At 68.3% G+C, this 19,850-nt stretch carries 20 protein-coding genes and 1 pseudogene; 8 read left to right on the forward strand and 13 right to left on the reverse strand.

Features of this window, described 5'->3' with window-relative positions; all coding sequences use genetic code 11:
• Positions 1 to 281 precede the first annotated feature (281 nt).
• On the forward strand, positions 282 to 1,811 hold the full coding sequence (locus tag AC1RB9_RS10320) for a nucleobase:cation symporter-2 family protein (RefSeq protein ID WP_003162544.1): 1,530 nt from the start codon (positions 282 to 284) through the stop codon (positions 1,809 to 1,811).
• Between the two features lie 55 nt (positions 1,812 to 1,866).
• Here AC1RB9_RS10320 and AC1RB9_RS10325 read toward each other — a convergent pair whose 3' ends face one another.
• Positions 1,867 to 2,115, reverse strand: a complete 249-nt coding sequence (locus AC1RB9_RS10325; protein WP_003091048.1) for a hypothetical protein — start codon at positions 2,113 to 2,115, stop codon at positions 1,867 to 1,869.
• A 155-nt stretch (positions 2,116 to 2,270) separates the two neighbouring features.
• The gene (locus AC1RB9_RS10330; RefSeq protein WP_003119824.1) at positions 2,271 to 2,852 is read right to left on the reverse strand and encodes a cytochrome b; all 582 of its coding nucleotides are present in this window, start codon (positions 2,850 to 2,852) and stop codon (positions 2,271 to 2,273) included.
• A 457-nt stretch (positions 2,853 to 3,309) separates the two neighbouring features.
• Between AC1RB9_RS10330 and AC1RB9_RS10335 the strand changes: the two genes are divergently transcribed.
• Complete coding sequence (locus tag AC1RB9_RS10335) at positions 3,310 to 3,441, forward strand: hypothetical protein (protein WP_003091046.1); 132 nt, start codon at positions 3,310 to 3,312, stop codon at positions 3,439 to 3,441.
• Between the two features lie 19 nt (positions 3,442 to 3,460).
• Here the strand turns inward: AC1RB9_RS10335 and cif are convergent, their stop codons facing one another.
• The 3 genes from cif to AC1RB9_RS10350 all read right to left on the reverse strand — a co-directional run bounded on the left by cif (position 3,461) and on the right by AC1RB9_RS10350 (position 6,795).
• Positions 3,461 to 4,420: a CFTR inhibitory factor Cif gene (gene cif / locus AC1RB9_RS10340; protein ID WP_003452453.1), complete on the reverse strand. Its 960-nt coding sequence runs from the start codon at positions 4,418 to 4,420 to the stop codon at positions 3,461 to 3,463.
• A gap of 21 nt (positions 4,421 to 4,441) precedes the next feature.
• Entirely contained in the window at positions 4,442 to 5,620 is a 1,179-nt protein-coding gene (locus AC1RB9_RS10345; RefSeq protein WP_003452451.1) for an MFS transporter, read from the reverse strand.
• Positions 5,621 to 5,685: 65 nt separating this feature from the next.
• On the reverse strand, positions 5,686 to 6,795 hold the full coding sequence (locus AC1RB9_RS10350) for an alkene reductase (RefSeq protein WP_003452448.1): 1,110 nt from the start codon (positions 6,793 to 6,795) through the stop codon (positions 5,686 to 5,688).
• A 125-nt stretch (positions 6,796 to 6,920) separates the two neighbouring features.
• Here AC1RB9_RS10350 and AC1RB9_RS10355 point away from each other — a divergent pair, with 125 nt between their 5' ends.
• A complete protein-coding gene (locus AC1RB9_RS10355) occupies positions 6,921 to 7,511 on the forward strand; it encodes a TetR/AcrR family transcriptional regulator (protein WP_003119828.1) in 591 nt (196 codons plus the stop codon).
• A gap of 10 nt (positions 7,512 to 7,521) precedes the next feature.
• Here AC1RB9_RS10355 and AC1RB9_RS10360 read toward each other — a convergent pair whose 3' ends face one another.
• On the reverse strand, positions 7,522 to 8,448 hold the full coding sequence (locus AC1RB9_RS10360; RefSeq protein ID WP_003110292.1) for a LysR family transcriptional regulator: 927 nt from the start codon (positions 8,446 to 8,448) through the stop codon (positions 7,522 to 7,524).
• A 65-nt stretch (positions 8,449 to 8,513) separates the two neighbouring features.
• On the opposite strand from AC1RB9_RS10360, the gene AC1RB9_RS10365 reads away from it, so the two are divergent.
• Together AC1RB9_RS10365 and AC1RB9_RS10370 are read left to right on the forward strand one after the other, a co-directional pair.
• Complete coding sequence (locus AC1RB9_RS10365; protein WP_003114008.1) at positions 8,514 to 9,128, forward strand: LysE family transporter; 615 nt, start codon at positions 8,514 to 8,516, stop codon at positions 9,126 to 9,128.
• 122 nt (positions 9,129 to 9,250) lie between these two features.
• Positions 9,251 to 10,759 (forward strand): PA2928 family protein, encoded by a 1,509-nt coding sequence (locus AC1RB9_RS10370; protein WP_003452444.1) that lies wholly within the window; start codon positions 9,251 to 9,253, stop codon positions 10,757 to 10,759.
• 55 nt (positions 10,760 to 10,814) lie between these two features.
• On the opposite strand, the gene AC1RB9_RS10375 is transcribed toward AC1RB9_RS10370, so the two are convergent.
• Positions 10,815 to 12,146, reverse strand: coding sequence for an esterase/lipase family protein (locus AC1RB9_RS10375; RefSeq protein ID WP_003160602.1), 1,332 nt, complete (start codon positions 12,144 to 12,146; stop codon positions 10,815 to 10,817).
• A gap of 99 nt (positions 12,147 to 12,245) precedes the next feature.
• Between AC1RB9_RS10375 and AC1RB9_RS10380 the strand changes: the two are divergent.
• Positions 12,246 to 12,458, forward strand: a pseudogene (locus AC1RB9_RS10380) (GNAT family N-acetyltransferase); the annotation flags it as partial.
• A 9-nt stretch (positions 12,459 to 12,467) separates the two neighbouring features.
• Here AC1RB9_RS10380 and AC1RB9_RS10385 read toward each other — a convergent pair.
• From AC1RB9_RS10385 to AC1RB9_RS10405, 5 genes are read right to left on the reverse strand one after another with little or no spacing between them, the layout of a single operon-like run.
• Entirely contained in the window at positions 12,468 to 13,235 is a 768-nt protein-coding gene (locus AC1RB9_RS10385) for an ABC transporter ATP-binding protein (protein ID WP_003452439.1), read from the reverse strand.
• A 20-nt stretch (positions 13,236 to 13,255) separates the two neighbouring features.
• Positions 13,256 to 13,969: an ABC transporter permease gene (locus AC1RB9_RS10390; RefSeq protein ID WP_003091035.1), complete on the reverse strand. Its 714-nt coding sequence runs from the start codon at positions 13,967 to 13,969 to the stop codon at positions 13,256 to 13,258.
• Positions 13,966 to 14,655: an ABC transporter permease gene (locus AC1RB9_RS10395; protein ID WP_003091034.1), complete on the reverse strand. Its 690-nt coding sequence runs from the start codon at positions 14,653 to 14,655 to the stop codon at positions 13,966 to 13,968. The genes AC1RB9_RS10390 and AC1RB9_RS10395 overlap by 4 nt, the downstream gene beginning before the upstream one ends.
• A 55-nt stretch (positions 14,656 to 14,710) precedes the next feature.
• Positions 14,711 to 15,496 carry an ABC transporter substrate-binding protein gene (locus AC1RB9_RS10400; protein ID WP_003114013.1) on the reverse strand — a complete coding sequence of 262 codons (786 nt, stop codon included), beginning with the start codon at positions 15,494 to 15,496 and terminating at the stop codon, positions 14,711 to 14,713.
• Positions 15,497 to 15,555: 59 nt separating this feature from the next.
• The gene (locus AC1RB9_RS10405; protein WP_003101441.1) at positions 15,556 to 16,725 is read right to left on the reverse strand and encodes a M20 aminoacylase family protein; all 1,170 of its coding nucleotides are present in this window, start codon (positions 16,723 to 16,725) and stop codon (positions 15,556 to 15,558) included.
• A 100-nt stretch (positions 16,726 to 16,825) separates the two neighbouring features.
• On the opposite strand from AC1RB9_RS10405, the gene AC1RB9_RS10410 reads away from it, so the two are divergent.
• Both AC1RB9_RS10410 and AC1RB9_RS10415 read left to right on the forward strand, forming a co-directional pair.
• On the forward strand, positions 16,826 to 17,815 hold the full coding sequence (locus tag AC1RB9_RS10410) for a LysR family transcriptional regulator (protein WP_045108472.1): 990 nt from the start codon (positions 16,826 to 16,828) through the stop codon (positions 17,813 to 17,815).
• Positions 17,816 to 17,899: 84 nt separating this feature from the next.
• On the forward strand, positions 17,900 to 19,537 hold the full coding sequence (locus tag AC1RB9_RS10415; protein WP_003114016.1) for a methyl-accepting chemotaxis protein: 1,638 nt from the start codon (positions 17,900 to 17,902) through the stop codon (positions 19,535 to 19,537).
• Between the two features lie 11 nt (positions 19,538 to 19,548).
• Here the strand turns inward: AC1RB9_RS10415 and AC1RB9_RS10420 are convergent, their stop codons facing one another.
• Positions 19,549 to 19,806, reverse strand: coding sequence for a hypothetical protein (locus AC1RB9_RS10420; RefSeq protein ID WP_003091028.1), 258 nt, complete (start codon positions 19,804 to 19,806; stop codon positions 19,549 to 19,551).
• Between the last annotated feature and the right edge of the window lie 44 nt (positions 19,807 to 19,850).

Consider the following 19,850-nt stretch of genomic DNA (forward strand, 5'->3'; position numbering starts at 1 on the left):
TCAACTTTTTGCAGAAGAATTGCTGATAGCTCGCTGGCGGGATGGAGGGCGGCTTTCTATCGTTAATGCCCTTCGGCGCGGGCCCATGGCCGTTGGTCGGGGCTGGGAGGATGGTGCAGCAGGAAGGAAACCGTCTGGCGCGCGGATAAGCGCGCGAGCGGAAGTGGCTGGCACCAGCGCTGTCACAGATTTGTCGGAAATTTTGTATACATTTGTCTGGATATTTTCGGATCGAATTGTCTACAGTGTGCGCACAACAATAAAAGCGAGAACAGCGCACCATGAAAACAACGTCCTCCGGAACCCCACCCGTTCCACGGCCTGAAGACGAGAACCTCGGTGTCGGCGCCAACATGGCCTACGGCCTGCAACATGTGCTGACCATGTATGGCGGTATCGTCGCGGTCCCCCTGATCCTCGGCCAGGCCGCCGGCCTCGCGCCCGGCGACATCGGCCTGCTGATTGCCGCTTCGCTGTTCGCCGGCGGCCTGGCGACCCTGTTGCAAACGCTCGGCGTGCCGTTCTTCGGCTGTCAGTTGCCGTTGGTCCAGGGGGTGTCCTTCGCTGGCGTGGCGACCATGGTGGCGATCATCGGCAGCGGTGGCAGCGGCGGCATTCCCGCAGTGCTCGGCGCGGTGATGGCGGCCTCGCTGATCGGGTTGCTGATCACGCCGATCTTCTCGCGCATCACCAAATTCTTCCCGCCGCTGGTGACCGGCATCGTCATCACCACCATCGGCCTGACCCTGATGCCGGTCGCCGCGCGCTGGGCGATGGGCGGCAACAGCCACGCGCCGGACTTCGGCAGCATGGCCAACATCGGCCTGGCGGCGATCACCCTGGTCATCGTGCTGCTGTTGAGCAAGCTCGGCAGCGCCTCGATCTCGCGCCTGTCGATCCTCCTGGCGATGGTCATCGGCACCGTCATCGCGGTGTTCCTCGGCATGGCCGACTTCTCCAAGGTCACCGAAGGCCCGCTGGTGGCGTTTCCCACGCCGTTCCACTTCGGCATGCCGACCTTCCAGGTCGCCGCGATCATCTCGATGTGCATCGTGATCATGGTGACCCTGGTGGAAACCTCGGCGGACATCCTCGCGGTAGGCGAGATCATCGACACCAAGGTCGACTCGCGGCGCCTGGGCAACGGCCTGCGCGCGGACATGTTCTCCAGCATGCTGGCGCCGATCTTCGGCTCCTTCACCCAGAGCGCCTTCGCCCAGAACGTCGGCCTGGTGGCGGTGACCGGGATCAAGAGCCGCTACGTGGTCGCCACCGGTGGGTTGTTCCTGGTGATCCTCGGCCTGCTGCCGGTGATGGGCCGGGTGATCGCCGCGGTGCCCACCGCCGTGCTCGGCGGCGCCGGCATCGTGTTGTTCGGCACGGTCGCCGCCAGCGGCATCCGCACCCTGTCGAAGGTGGACTACCGCAACAACATGAACCTGATCATCGTCGCCACTTCGATCGGCTTCGGTATGATCCCGATCGCCGCGCCGACCTTCTACGATCACTTCCCCAGTTGGTTCGCCACCATCTTCCATTCCGGCATCAGTTCCTCGGCGATCATGGCGATCCTGCTCAACCTGGCGTTCAACCACTTCACCGCCGGCAACTCCGACCAGCAGTCGGTGTTCGTCGCCGCCAGCGAGCGGACCCTGCGCTACCAGGACATCGCCGCCCTGCACGAAGGCGACTATTTCCTCGACGGCAAGCTGTACGACGCCCAGGGCAACGAAGTGCCGCTGGCCGGCGACGACAGCCATGGCGCGCCGCCGCGACGGCGCAGCGAAACCGCTGAAGCCGGCAGCGCCTGAGCCGCGCCGCGATGAACGACGGCCCTCCTTGCGAGGGCCGTTTTCGTTGTGCGCTTCAGAACAGCGCCTTGCCGCGGTCCAGGCGCTGGTCCACCAGCCATTTGCCGTGGGCGATGGAGGCGCGCTGGGCGTTTTCCAGGTCGGCGAGGAAGGCGAAGCGCACGGGCAGGGCGATGCGCTTGCTGGTGTGGCCTTCGGGATCGGTGATGTGGCAGCCGCCGGCCCAGGGCGTGGGAATGCCCGGATGCTCGACGACGTCGGCGGTGATGGTGTAGCTGCGGTGCTGGCAGTGCAGGCTGGCCATGGCATGCTCCTCTCTGTCGGAGGCCGACCCGGCTACCTGCGCGACGCCTGTGGTTGCCACGGAGGAGCCTCGGGGCGGCGAGGTTTTCCCTGCGTGTCCCTACCTCTATAGCAGATCGTCGCCGATCCGCCGCGAGAGCCGACGAAGGGCCCCGCTCAGCGGCGCTGGCGACGGCCGAGCATGCGCTCCAGGGTGCCGTCGCGGCGGACCCACTGGTGATAGCCGGCGGCGAGCGCATGGAGCAGCACCACCGAGGTGCTCAGCCACAGGCCGACCATGCGGTGAACGGCGTCGAAGGGCTTCTCGAATGCCTCCCAGCTCAGGTTCCAGGTTTGCGAAATCCAGGCGAACAGCGCGGTGTCCTTGAAGCTGGGTACCACGAACAGGCCGAAGTCGGTGGGCAGGCGGGTGCCGACGTAGCCGGTGAGCGGCATCACCAGCATCAAGGTATACAGCGACAGGTGCGCGTAGTGCGCCAGGCGGTGCTCCAGCGGCGTCCCGGGGACCGCTGGCAGGCGCGGCCCGCGCAGCCGCGAGACGATCCGAGGGATCAGCAGCAGGCCGACCAGCAGGCCCAGCACCCAGTGCAGGTTGAGTACCGGCAGGCGCTGTGGGTGGTCGTGGCCGAGCACCCAGATGACGAAATAGGCCAGCACGATCGCGCCGATGAAACAGAACGCCATGCTCCAGTGCAGCAGGCGGGTGGACAGGCTGTAGACGGTCGCTGGATGCGTCACGGGAATGCCTCGCAGAGAGTGAAGGCGTGCAATCTATGAAACGTCCGGAGAGCGATCAAACGTATTTATGGATAATCGATAACGGAAAACTTAATCGAAACTTTCAAATGTGACGTTATTGCACCGAAACAGTGCTGCGAGTCGCTTTTTTCCGAAGCGGAAGCTACTTGGCGGAATAATTCCGGGTCGGGATCATTGTAAGTTGGTTTTTCCTTCGCCCCGGCACTCGCGCCACGCCGGCAGAGCCTGGGGCGGGGCGCGGCTGACCCTCAAGCATTATCGGGAAATATATTCCGTTGTCTTTCCGCTGACGTTTTGCCGACAGCAAGCTGACACAGATGTAATTGAACTCGATCGCTTCGTTTCTATAGTCTTCGAACACTTCGCCGTGCACTTTCAAGGACGGCAAGTGCATATCCTGCGTCTTTTCCGCCATGACGATTCTCGAGGTGAGAGCATGAGTAGTGAGCACGATGGCAAGGACCAGGACGACCTGTTCTCCCCGTTGCCTTACCTGCTGGTTTCCGGCGCTGTCGTGCTCATGACCCTGCTGCTGCGCTGCCTGTTTTGCCCGGGCGAGCAGTTCTGATCGCCCGGACCGGGACGACTCAGCGACCGCGGCTGAGGAAGTCGATCACCAGGCGATTCATCGGCGCGGCGCACTCTTCCGGCAGCCAGTGGCCGCAGCCGGGCAGGACATGGCCTTCGACGTCCTCCGCATAGGCTTTCATCTGCTCCAGCTGGAACGTGCCCATGCCGCCGTGGCCGCCGCCGGCGAGGGTCATGGTTGGCATCTGCAGGCGGGTCTTCGCCAGTTCGGCGTTCTGCCGCACGCTCTCGTTCAACGCGCGGTAGTACTCGAACGAGGCGTTCAGGCTGTGCGGCTTGGCGTACGACCTGGCGTACAGATCCAGCAGGCGCTCGCTGAACACCTCGGTGTTGCTGGCATGGGACTTGATGAAGTGCTCGAGGAAGAAGCGTTCCTTGCCGGCGATTAGGGTTTCCGCCAGGCGGTCGTCGGCGGCGAAGAAACTGAAGTGCCAGACCAGCGACTCGCCCTGGGCGGTGAAGGCCGGGAAGCGGTAGATCCGCGCGTCCGGGATCGGCGCTTCCATGTACACCAGGCGGGCGATGTCGGCCTGGTTCTTCACCACCATCGGGTAGGTGTTCCAGATACCGATGTCGTGGGCCACCAGGTCGAACGGGCGATCCGGGCTGAATTGCCGGGCCAGCTTGTGCAGGTAGACGGCGACCTGTTCGCCGCTATAGCCGGTCTTCGGCGGCTCGGACTGGCCGAGGCCGGGCAGGTCCGGCGCGATCACGGTGAAGCGCTTGGCCAGTTCCGGCATCAGTTGGTGCCATTCGTACCAGGTCTGGCCGAAACCGTGCACCAGCATCACCAGCGGCCCCTGGCCGCCTTTCACGTAGTGCAGCTTCACGCCGTCGACTTCCCGGTAGGCGCTTTCGAAGCCATTCGGGACGGGGAATTCCTCGGCGGCGAAGCCGCCCAGGGAGAAGGTCAGGGCGATGCCGGCCAGGAGGCCGCAGCAGAGTCTATCGAGGATCATGGTTGTGCTTCCTTGGTGGGCTCAGTGAGGGATTTGGCCGCCGAGGGACGGCTCGGTGGCAGCTTGGCGTGGCGCCAGCATCAGCAGCAGGGCCACGGCCATCGCCGCCAGGCAGACCAGCGCGCCGACCTCGCCGAGCGGCGCCAGGCCGCTGCCGTCGATCACCCGGCTGCCGGCGAGGGCGCCGATGCCGATCCCGGCGTTGCAGGCGGAGATGTTCAGCGAGGCGGCGAACGCCGGGGCCCGCGGCGCGGACTTCATCACCCGCACCTGGCCGACGATGAACAGTGCTGCCTGGGCCACGCCCCAGATCGCCAGGGTGGCGGCGAGCAGCCAGGCGTTGCCGAGGGTCGGCACCAGGGCGAGCATGCCCAGCGCCATCAGCAGGACGAACAGCAGGGTTGCGCCCAGCGGGCTGCGATCCACCAGGCGCCCGCCGAGCCAGTTGCCGAGCAGGCCTACCGCGCCGAAGCCCATCAGCGTCCAGCCGACCAGCGAACCGCTGAAGCCGGCCAGGCGCTGGAGGATGTCGGCCAGGTAGGTGTAGGGGGTGAACATGCCGGTGAAGACCAGCAGCGACAGCAACAGGTGGCCGAGCACCAGCGGTTGGCGCAACACGCTCGCCTGGCTGCGCAGCGAGATACCCGGCCGTCCGGGAATGCGCGGCAGCCAGGCGGCCAGCAGCAGCGCCTTGGCCAGGGCCAGCGCGGCGAGTGCGGCGAATGCCAGGCGCCAACCCCAGGCGTCGGCGATCAGCGTGCCGATGGGAATGCCGAGCACGGTGGCGGCGACGATGCCGAAGAACACCAGCGCCACGGCGCGCCCTTCGCGCGAGGGACCGGCCAGGTGCGCGGCGGTTTCGCTGGCCATGGCCCAGAACACCGGGAGTGCCAGGGCCGGGACGAAGCGCGCCACGGCCATCGTCCAGATATCGCCGGCCACGGCGGCCAGCGCATTGGCCGCGGCGAACAGCAGCAGGCAGGCGACGAACAGCCGCTTGCGTTCGACGCCCGCCAGCGCGGCGGTGAGGAACGGACCGAAGGCGGCGACGCTGAAGGCGAACAGGCTGACCAGCAGGCCGGCCTGGGCGACGCTGACCTGGAGGTCTGCGGCAAGCGCCGGGAGCAGGCCGACGATGACGAACTCGGTGGTCAGGATGGTGAAGCCGGCGGCGGCCAGCAGGAGGATCGGCAATAGCACGGCAAGACTCCTCCGCGAGCGCAGCCGTGGCCGCGCCCGGGAACGATACATGGGAGGGAAGGGAATCAGGCCGTAGCGGACTGGCCGAGGGTCGGGTAATCGGTGTAGCCGGCGGCGTCGCCACCGTAGAACCGCGCCTGGTTGGCCTCGGCCAGCGGCGCGCCGAGACGGATCCGCTCGACCAGGTCGGGGTTGGCGATGAACGGCCGGCCGATCGCCACCGCGTCGGCCAGTCCGGCCTGGAGTATCGCTTCGGCGCGCTCGGCGTCGTAGTTGCCGCAGACGATCAGCGGCGCGCGGAAGCGTTCGCGCAGGCGCTCGCGGAAGCCTTGCGGGTAGGCCGGGCCGCCGCTCCATTCCCACTCGGCCAGGTGCAGGTAGGCGATGCCGCGTCGCTGCAGGGCTTCGGCGAGGTAAAGGGTCATCGCTTCCGGCTCGTCGTCGTGCATGTCGTTGATCGTGCCCCAGGGCGACAGGCGCAGGCCGACGCGCTCGGCACCGACCGCGGCGACCAGCGCGTCGACGATCTCCAGCAGGAACCGCGCGCGGTTCTCCAGGCTACCGCCGTAGGCATCGCTGCGCCGGTTGCTGGCGCTGGCGAGGAACTGGTCGATCAGGTAGCCATTGGCGCCATGCAGCTCGACCAGGTCGAAGCCGGCGTCGAGCGCGTTGCGTGCGGCGCGGACGAATTCGTCGCGGACCCGGCGGATGTCTTCCAGGGTCATTTCCCGCGGCGCGTCGGCCGGCGCCATGGATCCGCCGCCCTGGCCATCGGCGATGAACACCTGGGCCTTGGCCTGGATCGGCGAGGGCGCGATCGGCGCCTCGCCGCCGGCCTGCAGCGAGCGATGCGACATGCGCCCGACATGCCAGAGCTGCGCGGCGATCAGTCCGCCGGCGGCGTGCACCGCCTCGGTGACCTGGCGCCAGCCGGCCAGTTGCGCCTCGCTGTAGATACCGGGGGTGTAGGCGTAGCCCTGGCCGAGGCGGGAAATCTGCGTGCCCTCGCTGACGATCAGCCCGGCGCCGGCGCGCTGCGCATAGTAGAGAGCGTTCAGGGCGGTCGGCACGTCGCCCGGCTGTTGCGCCCGGGAGCGGGTCATCGGCGCCATGACGATGCGGTTGCGCAAGGCCAGGTTGCCTACGGCGAGCGGGGAGAGGAGCAATTTGGACATGGTCTTTTCCTTTCGAAGGCGGCAGGGAGATGGCTTGAATATCTGTATCGGTCGCTAAATAATATGGCGACGGCAACGCTCGTCAAGTAAATTTATAGTGATCGATACAAATAATGGAGGTCAGGATGGCAACGCGAGGCAGGCCACGGGCATTCGACAGGGACACCGCCCTGCAGCGAGCCATGGACGTGTTCTGGGTGCGTGGCTACGAAGGCGCTTCGCTGGCGGCCCTGACCGAGGCGATGGAAATCAGGCCGCCCAGCCTGTACGCCGCCTTCGGCAGCAAGGAAGGGCTGTTCCGCGAAGCCCTGGCCCACTATCTCGGCCAGCACGGCCGCTATCGCCGGGATGTCCTCGATGGCGCGCCGAGCGCCCGCGAGGGCGTGGCCGAGCTGCTCCGCGAGACCGTCGCGCGCTTCTGTTCCGACGAGTTCCCGCGCGGTTGCCTGGTGGTGCTCGCGGCGCTGACCGGAACCCCGGAAAGCGAGGCGGTGCGGGACGCGTTGAGCGCCGAGCGCGGCGAGTCGATCCGCCTGTTCCGTGAGCGCATGCGGCGCGGCATCGCTGACGGCGACCTGGCGGCGGACACCGACGTGGAGGAGTTGGCGACCTTCTATGCCACCGTGCTGTTCGGCCTCAGCGTGCAGGCCAAGGACCGGGTTCCTTGCGAGCGCCTGCTGGCGGTGGTCGAACGGGCGCTGCGCGCCTGGCCCTGAGCGGGCCGCATCAGGCCGCCGCGCTGCGGCGCAGCCATTCCAGCAGCAGCGTTGCAGGCTCTCCGGCCTGCAACGGTCGCGGGGTCAGCAGGTGATAGCTGCTGCCGTCGGCGAGGAATCCCAGCGGCGCCGCCAGCAGGCCGGCGGACAGATCGTCGCGCACCAGTTGCCAGGGGCCGATGGCTACGCCGAGTCCGGCGCCGGCCGCCTGCAGGCTCAGGTAGAAGTGCTCGAAGCGCTGCCCTTCGGTCGTCGCCGGCGCCTGTCCGGCGAGACGGGTCCAGGTGTTCCAGGCTTGCGGGCGGGTCGCCGTGTGCAGGCGCGGTGCGACGGCGCGAAGCCCGGGCGGTCCTGCATCGAGGTGGAAATGCCGTTCGACGTCGCTCGCCCGGCAGACCGGCCCGACCTGCTCGTCGAACAGCCAGTGGGCATGGCTGCCGGGCGGCCAGGGGAAGTCGTTGCGGCGGATCGCCAGGTCGATGCCGCGGCCGAAGGCGAACGGCCCGCCGCCGGCGACCAGCTGGATCGACAGTCGTGGCTGTTCCTGCATGAATCCGGCGATCCGCGGGATCAGCCAGCGCATCAGCAAGGTCGGTTCGCAGGACAGCACCAGCGCGGTGGGTCCGGCCTCCGCGCGCAGGGCCTCGCCGGTGCGCTCGATCAGGTCGAGAGCCGGGCCGGTGCCGGCGAGCAGGCGCCTGCCGGCCTCGCTGAGGAAAACCCGCTGGCCGCGGCGTTCGAAGAGCGCACAACCGAGTTCCTCCTCCAGGGTCCGCACGGCGCGGCTGATGGCGCCGTGGGTCAGGCACAGGGCCTCGGCGGCACGGGAAAAGTTCTCCAGGCGGGCGGCGGCCTCGAAGCAGCGCAGGGCGTTCAGCGAGGGCAGGCGGCGGCGCCTGAATGGTGAGTTTTCCTCACCATGATTGTCAGTATTCATCGTTCTCGCTCGGCGCTGGAGACCGGTAGATTGTGCCATCCATTCTACCTTGGAGCCTTCCAGGCATGACAGAGTTGCTAGCTTTCCTGACCATCACTGTGCTTGCGGTGATCAGCCCCGGCGCCGATTTCGCCATGGTCTCGCGCAACAGCCTGCTGTATTCCCGCCGCGCCGGCCTGCTCACCGCGCTGGGCATCGGCGCGGGGGTAACGGTACATGTCGGCTACAGCATCCTCGGCGTCGGCGTGCTGGTGCGCGAGTCGCTGGCGCTGTTCACCGCGCTGAAGCTGGCGGGCGCCGCCTACCTGGTGTTCCTCGGCCTGCGCATGCTGCTGGCGCGAGAGGACTCGGTGGCGGAGGAGGCGGCGGGCGGCGCCGGGGTTTCGTCCTGGGCGATGTTGCGCAGCGGCTTCCTGACCAATGCGCTCAATCCGAAGACCTGCCTGTTCGTGGTCAGCCTGTTCATGCAGGTGATCGATCCGCATACCGCGTTGCCGGCGCAACTGGGCTACGGGGCCTTCATCGCGCTCGCCCACGTGGCCTGGTTCGGCCTGGTCGCCTGCTTTCTCTCGAGCCCGGCGGTGCGCGGCCGGCTCCTGCGTTTCCGCCGGCGCATCGACCAGTTCTTCGGCGCCCTGCTGGTCGGTTTCGGCGTCCTGCTGGGGGCGAAAAGCCCATGAGCATGGACCACTGATGGCCGCTTGCCGCCTTTGAAGCGAGGCCGGCGGCTCCCTAGAATGCGCCGTTCATGCCGTCGCCAGTTGAGGGATGGTCCCAGGATCGCGGGACGCATGGGAGTTGCATGAAGAAGGGAGCGACGCTTTTCGCCGTCCTCTGGGCGGTACTCGGCCTGGGCCTGCTGGTCGGTTTGCCGGTGGCCATTCATTTCATTCTCGGCCAGTACGACGAGGCCGGCTTCAGCGGGCCGCAACTGGTCTTCGAGGAACAGGGCCATTCCTACCTGGCGTTCACCCTCGACGACTATCGCGCCAACGAAGTGGACAACGGCGTGGTACACGGCAGCAGCCGCAGCTATGCCCAGGTGGTCGACCTGGAGGACGGCAGCCTGCGCTGGAGCATGCGCCTGGATGCCGACAACGAGCGCGGCGACGACTGGGGTTCCGGCGAACTGCTGGGCCAGTCGTCGCGCTACCTGTTCTTCCTGCGCAACGAACTCTACGTACTCGACCGGCGCGACGCCGCCCCTGCGCTGGCGTTCGACGAGCTGGAGCGGCGCACTGGCGGCCTGCCGTTGAAGTCGGCGCCCTGGGGGAAGGACGCCTATCGCTACGACGAAGGCCGGGGCGGATTGCTGATGCTCACGCTGGACGGCCGCGTCTGGTTCCTCGACGGCGACAGCCTGGCCCTGCGCGAAGCTCCGGAAGTCGATGCCGCGCGGTATTTCCACGGCGACCCGCCGCCGCCGGCGAATGCCGGGATCGACTGGCAGGCGCCGGGCCTGACGCGCCTGCCCGACGGACGCCTGCTGATCCTCGCCAGCGATCACGAGGCCCGAGCGCTGGAGCGTGGCGAGGCGCTGCCGGCAGCGAACCAACGGGCGCGACGCCAGCGCCTGTCACTGGGCACCCTGGATTGGCGGTCGCCGGCGGAGAATCGACTGCGTCCGCTGCTCGACGCGGCCTTCCTGCAGGCTGGCCTGCTGCCCGATCCAGCCGCTGCCGAAGAGCCGCAGCGGCTGCTCGATCGACCGTCCGAGCGGCAGCGCCAGCATCCGTCGCTGCCGCCCGAGCCGCAGCCGCCGGAAGAGTTCGACGAGCGCGTGGAGCGTTTTCCCAGTACCCGTGCGTTCCTTGCGGCGCGTGACGCCTACCGCCAGGAACGGCGACGCTGGATTGCCGCGCACGATGCCTGGCGGGAACGGGTCGCCGACCTGGAGGCGGCGGCGGATGCCGAGTACCGTCGCCGGCGCGACGAGCAGACGCGCGAGGAGGCGTTGTACCGTCGCTATGCCTCGGCGCTGCCGGGCGGCGATTCCAGGTTGGCGCGCCGTCCCTGGCGAGTCGACGGCAACTGGCTGGTGCTGCACCGGCGCAGCCTGGCCGAGCGTAGCGAGCTGCTGCTCAGCTCGGTGTCTGGCGACGGCAGCTTGCTCTGGACCCTGGAGCTGCCCATCGAGCGTCCCGAGCGGCTGTTCCGCCTGGATGCCCACAACCTGCTTCTCAGCGGCCGTGGAGAGGAAGGCGGGCGGTTGGTGCGGGTCGATCTGCGCCGGGGCAGCGGCATCGTCCATCGCCTCGGGCGCGGCGGCGCGCCATTGCAGCGGGTCGAGTGGCCCGAAGGCCAACCGTGATCGCCTGCGCCCAGCCTGGGTGTCTGCCCAGCGGGGCGGGGGGCCGGGCGCCGATTCAGGGGTTCCTGAAGACGAATACGCCGCTGTCCACCAGGCGCGTCAGGCGGATGCGCAGCAGCAGGGTGCGGTGGGCTGCGAGGAAGCGCGGCACCTGCGCCAGCGGAATTGCCAGGCCTTCGCTGTCGCCGGGGCCCACCGCGGTATAGCCGACCGGCTGGCGCGGCGGATCGAACGGCGGCTGGGCCGACACGCTGAGCGACAGGGTGTCCACGGCGAAACCGGCGAGCAGGTCGTCGAGGGACTCGATCGACAGGTACAGCGAGCGGTAGGCGGGGTTGTCCTCGTAGGGATGGACGTCGGCGATGACCTGCTCGTAGAAGCGCTGTTCGAAACGCCGGTCGCTGTTCAGCTTGCGGAAGAACTGGATGAAGTAGTCGCGCACCTCCTGGTCGAGGTCGTCGCAGACGTGGCTGACCAGGTTCAGGTAGCGCGGCGAGCGGCGCTCGATGCCGGGGTCGAGCTGATCGATGCGGCGCTGCCAGGGGAAGCTTGCGCCGCTGCTCCGGTAATCGGCGTCCTCGACCTCCAGCGCGGCGCGGATCAGCTCCAGGGTATGCGGGTTCTTCGGTCCGCGGTCCTTCAGCGCCACGCTGGCGTGGTTCTCGCCGTCGACGATGGCGAAGGCGATCTCGCCGCGCGATTCTTCCAGGCGCCAGCCGGGCCTGGCGCGCTGGCGGACATCCAGTTCGAGGCTCAGGCGGCAGGCGTTGAGGTTCGCCGTGGCGATCCGCACCGTGCCGTCGCCGCCGGCTTCGTTGGCGATGGCTTCGACGCCGCTGTAGCCGACATTGCCCACCAGTACAGTGGCGAGCAGGCGGCCGGCGCCGTACCAGGCCTCGGCGCCGAACAGGTCGCGCTCGGCGAGTTGCCAGGAGTACGGCGAGCCCAGCTCCAGTCCCTTCAGCACCTGGGTGCCGGTCTGCCCGACGAAGCGGTTCCAGCCTTTCAGCACGCGACCGATGAAGGAGCGTCCCTTGTGCGCCAGCGGCGAGCCGAAGTTGGCCGGGGCGAGCATCAGGAAGCGCTTGACCGGCGCGCTGGCGGGGTCGAAGTGGCGGGTCAGCCAGTCGCGCAGCACCAGGGCGCCGGTACTGTGCACCACCACGTCCACCGTGCGCGGTGCCCGCGACAGTCCCTGGGCGGTCCAGGCGCGATCCAGGGCGGCGGCGAGGTCAGCGTAGGTGACGTCGTCCTGCAGGGATATCCAGTCGGCGAGGCGGATCTGCGTCGGCGCGCTGCCGAACCAGGCTTCCAGCTGCTCGGCGAGGCGGCGGAACGACTTCGAATCGTCGCTCCAGCCGTGGACGATGACGATCGAACGGGGCATGTCCGGCATCCTCTGGGGCTGATCCGGGCGACTATAGATCATGCGCCGCGGCGATGTGCCCTGACCTGTGAAAACGTCTAGGATGCGGCGGTCGCTCCCGACTACCGCCGGCGCGGCATCGCCAGCGCCTTGCTGCGGCAGGCGCGGGACGACTGTCGCGGCGACCGCCTGTTCACTTCCTGCAACCGCTCCAACCTGCCGATGCGGCGCCTGCTGGAGCGCAAGGGATTCCAGCCGAGCGGGGTGATCGACAACCTCGACGAAGGTGATCCGGAGCTGGTCTTCGTGCGTTTCCTCGCGCCGTCGCGCTGAGCCCCGGGCTCATTTCAGGTTGCCGGCGAGGAACTGGCGCAGGCGTTCGCTGCGCGGCGCGCCGAACACCTGGTCCGGCGTCCCTTCCTCTTCGATCACGCCCTGGTGGAGGAAGATCACATGGCTGGAAACCTGGCGGGCGAACGCCATCTCGTGGGTGACCAGGACCATGGTGCGACCTTCCTCGGCCAACTGCTGCATGACTTTCAGCACTTCGCCGACCAGTTCCGGATCGAGCGCCGAGGTCGGTTCGTCGAACAGCATCACCTGCGGCTCCATGGCCAGGGCGCGGGCGATCGCCACGCGCTGTTGCTGGCCGCCGGAGAGTTCGCAGGGATACTGCCGTTCGACCTTCTCCGCCAGGCCGACCTTGGCCAGGTAGTGGCGCGCGTGGGCCACGGCGTCGTCGCGGTTCATTCTCAGGACGTTGACCGGGCACTCGACCACGTTCTCCAGCACCGTCAGGTGGCTCCACAGGTTGAAATGCTGGAAGACCATCGCCAGCCGGCTGCGGATCCTCTGCAACTGCCGGGGATCGGCGGCGCGCAGCTCGCCCAGGGCGCCGGGACGGGTGCGCAGTTCCTCGTCGCCGACGCGGATGCGCCCGGCACAGGGCTTTTCCAGGAAGTTGACGCAGCGCAGGAAGGTGCTCTTGCCCGAGCCGGAGGAGCCGATGATGCTGATCACGTCTCCCTTGCCGGCCCTGAGCGAAACGCCCCTGAGCACCTCATGGCTGCCGTAGCGCTTGTGGATGTCTTCGACCTGCAGGCTGTACATGCGCGTGTCTCCGGGAGAGGTCAGTGGGTTTGCGGTCTGAGGTAGGCCAGCCAGCGCAGCTCGCCGCGGCGGAACAGCCAGATCAGCAGGAAGGCGGTGCCGGCGTAGAGCGCGCCGGCGATGCCGAAGGACAGGAACGGCGCATAGGTGGCGGAATTGACGTCGCGGGCCACCTTGAGCAGGTCCGGCACTGTGGCGGTGAACGCCACCGAGGTGGAATGCAGCATCAGGATCACTTCGTTGCTGAAGTACGGCAGTGCCCGGCGCAGCGCCGAGGGCAGGACGATGCGCCGGTAGAGGGTGAAGCCGCCCATGCCGTAGGCGCGCGCCGCTTCCACTTCGCCGTGGGGCGTGTTCCTGATCGCGCCGGCGAAGATTTCCGTCATGTAGGCGCAGGTGTTGAGGACGAAGGCCAGCACCGTGCAGTTGAAGCCGTCGCGGAAGAACGCGTTGAGAAAGTCCTGGGCGCGTATGGCATTCAGGCTGTAGACGCCGGTGTAGAAGAACAGCAACTGGATGTACAGCGGGGTGCCGCGGAACACGTAGGTGTAGAGCCAGACCGGGTAGCGCAGCAGCGGGTTGCCGCAGGTCCGCGCCACCGCCAGCGGGATGGCCAGCAGGAAGCCAAGCGCCACGGCGAGGATCAGCAGCCACAGGGTCATCGCCAGTCCGGTCAGTTGCAGGCCGTCGGTCCACAGGTAGGCCTGCCAGTATTCGTCGAGTACCGCGTTCATGGCAGCGGCCTCCTGACGCCCAGCGAGCTGCGCCGCTCCAGCCACAGCAACGCGGCGTTGGAGATTGCGGTGATGGCCAGGTAGATCAGCCCGCAGACCAGGGTGAAGTGGAAGAACTGCAGGGTGCCCTTGCCGGCGTCCTGGGTGGCCTTGACCAGGTCGCCGAGACCGATGATCGAGACCAGCGCGGTGGACTTGACCAGCACCTGCCAGTTGTTGCCGATGCCCGGCAGGGCGTAGCGCAGCATCTGCGGCAGGAGTACCCGGCGGAACACTCGCCAGCGCCCCATGCCGTAGGCTTGCGCGGCTTCGACCTGGCCGGCCGGGACCGCCTGGAAGGCGCCGCGGAAGGTTTCCGTGAAGTAGGCGCCATAGATGAACGCCAGGGTGACGCAGCCGGCGGCGAACGGGTCGATGTCGACCTGGCCGATGCCGAGGGCGTCGGTGACGCGGTTGAGGAGGATCTGCAGGCTGAAGAACAGCAACAGCATGATGACCAGGTCGGGGACGCTGCGGATCAGCGTCGTATAGCCGCTGGCCAGGGCGCGCAGCGGGCGGTTGGCGGCGAGCTTGGCGCTGGCGCCGAGGAGGCCGATGAGCACGGCGCCGAGCAGGGAGCCCAGCGCCAGTTTCAGGGTCACCAGGGTGCCGGCGAGTATCTGCGGGCCGAAGCCGTCGAGGAACATTTCACTCTCCATTGCTTGTTGTTGTCGGTCGAGGTGAAAAGCGGCCGGACGCCGTTCAGGGCGTGCCGTAGAGGTCGAAATCGAAGTAGCGGGCGTTGATTCGCGCGTAGGTTCCGTTGGCGCGGATCGTCGCCAGCGCCTTGTTCAGGTCCTCGCGCAGCGCCACGTCCTCCTTGCGCAGGCCGATGCCGTCGCCGACCCCGAAGTAGCGAGGGTCGTCCAGCACCGCTCCGGCCAGTTCGAAATCCTTGCCGACCGGCTTGTCGAGGAAGCCGTAGCTGGCCTGCACCGCGCCTTGCAGCGAGGCGTCGAGGCGGCCCATGACGAGGTCGGCGTAGACCTGGTCCTGGTTCTGGTAGGAGACGACCCGCACCCCCTTGGCGGCCCATTCGGCCTTGGCGTAGGCCTCCTGGTTGGAGCCCTGGCCGACCCCCACGCGCTTGCCGCGCAGGCTCTCGGCGTCGGGCAGGAGCGCCGAGCCACGGCGTACCACCAGGCGGCTCGGCGCGTTGGAGACGCGGTCGGTGAAGGCGATGTGCTGTGCGCGTTTCGGCGTGATGGTCATCGACGAGACGATGGCGTCGATCTTGCGCGACAGCAGCGCCGGGATGATGCCGTCCCAGTTGCTTTCGACCCATTCGCAGCGGGCTCGCAGCTCCGCGCAGAGGGCTTCGCCGATCTCGATGCCGAAGCCTGCCAGGCGGCCGTCCGGCTGCTTGTATTCGAGCGGCGGGTAGGTCGGGTCGACGCCCAGGCGCAGGACCTTGCCTGTCCAGTCGGCGGCGCCGGCCGGTGCGGCGAGGAGGAGGGAGAGGGCGATGCTGCCGAGGGTTCTTGTCATTGTGGTTGTCCTCTGTCGATCCGCGCGCGCCAGGCCGCGCGCCCGTTGAAAGCCCTGGCTCAGGCCAGGAAGCGCTCGGCCAGTCGCACCCAGTAGCTGGCGCCGACGGCCAGGCAGTCGTCGTTGAAGTCGTAGCCGGGGTTGTGCAACTGGCAGCCGCTCTCGCCCTGGCCATTGCCGATCACCAGGTAGCTGCCGGGACAGCGTTCGAGGATGAAGGCGAAATCCTCGCTGGCGGTGAACGGCCGCAGTCCGTCGATCAGGCATTCCTCGCCCAGCCAGTCGCGGGCCACCTCGCGGGCGAACGCGGTCTGCCCGGGATGGTTGACCAGCACCGGATGGCAATGCCGGTAGTCGACCTCCGCCCGCGCGCCGAAGCTGGCGGCCTGGCCGCGGGCCAGTTCGCCGATGCGGCGCTCCAGCAGGGCACGGGTTTCCGCGGTCAGGGCCCGGACGCTGAGGATCATTTCGGCGCTGGCCGGGATCACGTTGGAGACCGTCCCGGCATGGATCGCGCCGACGCTGACGATCGCGGTGTCCTGCGGGTCGACGTTGCGCGAGACGATGCTCTGCAAGGCCAGCACGATGGCGGAGCAGACCACCACCGGGTCGACGGTGCGCTGCGGCACCGCGCCGTGGCCGCCACTGCCGATCACGCGGATGACCACGGTATCGGCCGAGGCCATGAAGGGGCCGGGATGGAAGCCGAGGTGGCCGACGGGGTATCCCGGGACGTTGTGCATGGCGAAGATGGCGTCGCAGGGGAAGCGCTCCAGCAGCCCGTCGTCGAGCATCGCGCGGGCACCGCCGAGGCCCTCTTCGGCAGGCTGGAAGATCAGTTGCAGGGTGCCGCGCCAGCGCGGCGACTCGACCAGGTGCCTGGCCGCGGCGAGGAGCATCGCGGTGTGGCCGTCGTGGCCGCAGGCGTGCATCACGCCGTCCACCTGGCTGGCGTAGGGCAGGCCGGTGGCTTCCTGGATCGGTAGCGCGTCCATGTCGGCGCGCAGGCCCAGCGCTGGGCCCTCGCCGCGGCACAGGGTGCCGACCACGCCGGTGCGACCCACTCCACGGCTGACCTGGTAGCCCCAGGCCTCCAGGCATTCGGCGACCAGCGCGGCGGTTCGCCGTTCCTCGAAACCCAACTCCGGGTGGGCATGGATATGGCGGCGCAAGGTAACCATCTCTTCCCGCAGCGCCGCGATGGCGGGCAGGACGGCAGGCTCGGTCATTCTTCTTGTTCTCCTCAAGGGCTCCGACCGGTGGGCGGCGGGGCGTTGTCGAAGCCGATGGTAGGCAAGCGGGGGACTGGCGGGGAGGCTCGCTTTGGCTATGATGACAACCTTTCGTTGTCACCTCGGTAAGCCCGTGAAACTCCACCAGTTGCAAGCCCTGGTCGCCAGTGCCGACGCCGGCGGCATCCGCGCCGCCGCCCGCGTCCTGGGGATTTCCCAGGCGGCCGTGACCCGCGCGCTGCGCGAACTGGAAACCGAACAGCATCTGCCGCTGTTCGTCCGCACGCCCAGCGGCCTGACCTTCACCGAATACGGCAAGGCGCTGCTGATCCACGCCCGGCTGGTGCTCAAGCAACTGGAGCACGCGCAGGTCGAACTCGACCACCTGCGTGGCCAGGCCAGCGGCCGGCTGTGCATCGGGGTGACGCCTTGGGTGGCGCTGACCTTCCTCTCGGAGGCGGTGCAGGCGTTCCGCGAGCGCATGCCGGAGGTGCGCCTGGAGCTTTTCGAAAGCCTGATGGCGGTGGCCCAGCCATTGCTTCGCGACGGCAGCATGGATTTCGCCATCGGCCCGCTGCACGGCGCCCAGGCGGCCCAGGAATTCGCCTGCGAGAAGCTGCTCGACTACGACACCGCGGTGCTGGTCCGCCAGGGGCATCCGCTGGCGGGTTGCGGCTCGATCCACGAGCTGCTGGAACAGGACTGGGCGTTGAACTACACCGGCGACGGCCACGACGCCCTGATGCGCGAGTTGTTCTGGCGCCACGGCGCCTTGATCGACGAGCGGCGCATCGTCCGCGCGCACTCCGTGGCGATCCTGCAGACCCTGGTGGAGCAGGCCGACATGTGCACCTGGGTGCCGGCGATCATCGGCGCCGTCCCGCCGTTGCTCGGCCGGGTGGTGCCGCTGGCGCTGCGGGAAACCTTCGAGCCACGACGGCTGGGCATCATCACCCGGCGCGGCGGAGCCCTCAGCAATCCGGCGCAATGCTTCGTCGAGTGCCTGCTGCAGGCGATCCGCCGCCACGCCCGCTCGGCGAAGAAGGATGACCGGCGCCTGTTCGAAACCCTGCGCCTGCTAGTCTGATTCCTACTGGCACGGACGTACGGTCGCTCAAGATCGGTCGTGCTGCGACCGATAGCCTGGAAAGCCACGAGCGAGGATGCCGGCATGCTGCAATGGTTCGCTAACCTGTCGTTCCGCAGGAAAATCGCCCTGCCGATCCTCCTGCTCGCGGTGCTTCTGCTGCTGGTGGGCGCGCTCGGCGTGCATGGCATCGCCCAGCTGAACGAATCCAACCAGCGCCTGGGCAAGCGTTTTCTCCCCGGCATCGCCCTGCTGCTCAACGCCGACCGCGATCTCTACCAGGCCTTCGTCGCCGAGCGCAGCCTGCTCGAGGGCCACCTGAGCGCCGAGCAGATTGCCGGCCTGAGGAACGATCACGCGGAAAACCTGCAGCAGGCCCTGGATCGGGTGCGCCAGTACGCGGCGATGCAGCCGGGCGAGGCGGAACTGGCCAAGGTCGCCGAGTTCGAGCGCGGCTATGCCCTCTGGAGCGCGACCTCGGCGCGGGTGCTGAGCCTGGCGGCCAGCGATCCGAGCGCCGCGGCGCAGCTCAGCTACGGTGACAGCGATCGCCAGTTCGGGGCGATGCGCGAGGTGATCAACCAGCTCGACGAGATGGAAGAGGCGGCCGCGGCCGCCGACGGCGAGGCGTCCTCCGCGCTGGGCGAGCGCCACCGCTGGCAGCAGGTGGCGCTGGTGGCGTTCGGCCTGCTGGTGTGCCTGTCGCTGGTGCTGGTGTTCCCCGGCCTGGTGACCCGTCCGTTGCAGCGTCTGCTGCAACGCCTGGAAGAGATCGCCAACGGCGATGGCGACCTGCGCGTGCGCCTGGAGGTCACTTCGCGCGACGAACCCGGCCGCCTCGGCAGCGCCTTCAACGCCTTCCTCGACAAGTTGCAGCCGCTGATCCGCGAGGTCGGCCGGGTCACCGGCGAGGTCGCCGATTCCGCCGGTTCGCTGGCCGGCATGACCGCCGCCAACGATCGTCTGATCAACAGCGAGCACGCATCGGTGGACCAGGTCAGCACCGCCGCGACGCAGATGAGCAGCGCCGTCCACGAGGTGGCGCGCAATGCCCAGAGCGCCGCGCAGGTGGCCGATGACGCCCGCCGGCAGGCGCGCGAGGGCGCCAACGTGGTGGAAGCGACCATCGAGGTGATCCGCCAGTTGGCGCAGGAAGTGGAGAGCAGTTCCGAGAGCATCCAGCAACTGGCCCAGGAAACCGCCAGCATCGACGCGGTGCTGACGGTGATCAAGGGCATCGCCGAACAGACCAACCTGCTCGCCCTCAACGCCGCCATCGAAGCCGCGCGGGCCGGCGAGCAGGGTCGCGGTTTCGCCGTGGTGGCCGACGAGGTGCGGGCGCTTGCGGCGCGCACCCAGGATTCGACCAAGGACATCCAGGCGCGCATCGAGCGCCTCCAGGCCGGGGTGCAGAACGCCGTGCGGGCCATGCAGTCGGGCAGTCTCAAGGCGCGCGACAGCGTCGAGCGCGCCGCCGGGGTCGACGGCGTGCTGGCCGCCACCGGCGACGCGGTGGGGCGGATCAACGACCTCGCCGCGCAGATCGCCTCGGCCTGCGAGGAGCAGAGCCGGGTGATCGACGAAATCGCCCGCAACATCAGCGAGGTGCGCGAGCTTTCCGCCCAGGCGGCGGAACATTCGGAGCAGGGCACCGGGGCCAGCCGCCGGCTGTCCGAGCTGTCCTCGGAACTGGCGCGGCTGGTCGGGCGTTTCCGCGTCTGAAGCGCCGCCGCCTAGCGCGGCGCCAGCCAGATCGCTACGCCGGCCAGGGCCGCCGGGACCAGGAAGACCAGCAGCAGGATTGGCAGTTCTTCGCGCAAGCCGTAGCCGGCGTGCTGGACGCCGACCCACAGGTTGACCAGCGCGACGGCCAGCCAGGTCGGCAGGAACAGGCCGGCAGCGGGCGCCGGCCCGGCCTCCCAGAGTTCGCCGAAGAGCAGGAACAGGCCGAGCAGGATGATCCCGCCGGCGATTACCAGGGTCACGTGCATGGGGTCTTTCCCGGACAGGTGCCGGTCGCCGTGGCGGCGACCGG

Source organism: Pseudomonas sp. 20-5 (assembly GCF_056782835.1).

Excerpts from the sequence above, each read along its gene's own strand:
- AC1RB9_RS10320 (WP_003162544.1), top strand. The coding sequence starts at position 282 with ATGAAAACAACGTCCTCCGGAACCCCACCCGTTCCACGGCCTGAAGAC.
- AC1RB9_RS10325 (WP_003091048.1), bottom strand. The coding sequence starts at position 2,115 with ATGGCCAGCCTGCACTGCCAGCACCGCAGCTACACCATCACCGCCGAC.
- AC1RB9_RS10335 (WP_003091046.1), top strand. The coding sequence starts at position 3,310 with ATGAGTAGTGAGCACGATGGCAAGGACCAGGACGACCTGTTCTCCCCG.
- cif (WP_003452453.1), bottom strand. The coding sequence starts at position 4,420 with ATGATCCTCGATAGACTCTGCTGCGGCCTCCTGGCCGGCATCGCCCTG.
- AC1RB9_RS10350 (WP_003452448.1), bottom strand. The coding sequence starts at position 6,795 with ATGTCCAAATTGCTCCTCTCCCCGCTCGCCGTAGGCAACCTGGCCTTG.
- AC1RB9_RS10355 (WP_003119828.1), top strand. The coding sequence starts at position 6,921 with ATGGCAACGCGAGGCAGGCCACGGGCATTCGACAGGGACACCGCCCTG.
- AC1RB9_RS10360 (WP_003110292.1), bottom strand. The coding sequence starts at position 8,448 with ATGAATACTGACAATCATGGTGAGGAAAACTCACCATTCAGGCGCCGC.
- AC1RB9_RS10365 (WP_003114008.1), top strand. The coding sequence starts at position 8,514 with ATGACAGAGTTGCTAGCTTTCCTGACCATCACTGTGCTTGCGGTGATC.
- AC1RB9_RS10370 (WP_003452444.1), top strand. The coding sequence starts at position 9,251 with ATGAAGAAGGGAGCGACGCTTTTCGCCGTCCTCTGGGCGGTACTCGGC.
- AC1RB9_RS10375 (WP_003160602.1), bottom strand. The coding sequence starts at position 12,146 with ATGCCCCGTTCGATCGTCATCGTCCACGGCTGGAGCGACGATTCGAAG.
- AC1RB9_RS10385 (WP_003452439.1), bottom strand. The coding sequence starts at position 13,235 with ATGTACAGCCTGCAGGTCGAAGACATCCACAAGCGCTACGGCAGCCAT.
- AC1RB9_RS10390 (WP_003091035.1), bottom strand. The coding sequence starts at position 13,969 with ATGAACGCGGTACTCGACGAATACTGGCAGGCCTACCTGTGGACCGAC.
- AC1RB9_RS10395 (WP_003091034.1), bottom strand. The coding sequence starts at position 14,655 with ATGTTCCTCGACGGCTTCGGCCCGCAGATACTCGCCGGCACCCTGGTG.
- AC1RB9_RS10400 (WP_003114013.1), bottom strand. The coding sequence starts at position 15,496 with ATGACAAGAACCCTCGGCAGCATCGCCCTCTCCCTCCTCCTCGCCGCA.
- AC1RB9_RS10405 (WP_003101441.1), bottom strand. The coding sequence starts at position 16,725 with ATGACCGAGCCTGCCGTCCTGCCCGCCATCGCGGCGCTGCGGGAAGAG.
- AC1RB9_RS10410 (WP_045108472.1), top strand. The coding sequence starts at position 16,826 with ATGATGACAACCTTTCGTTGTCACCTCGGTAAGCCCGTGAAACTCCAC.
- AC1RB9_RS10415 (WP_003114016.1), top strand. The coding sequence starts at position 17,900 with ATGCTGCAATGGTTCGCTAACCTGTCGTTCCGCAGGAAAATCGCCCTG.
- AC1RB9_RS10420 (WP_003091028.1), bottom strand. The coding sequence starts at position 19,806 with ATGCACGTGACCCTGGTAATCGCCGGCGGGATCATCCTGCTCGGCCTG.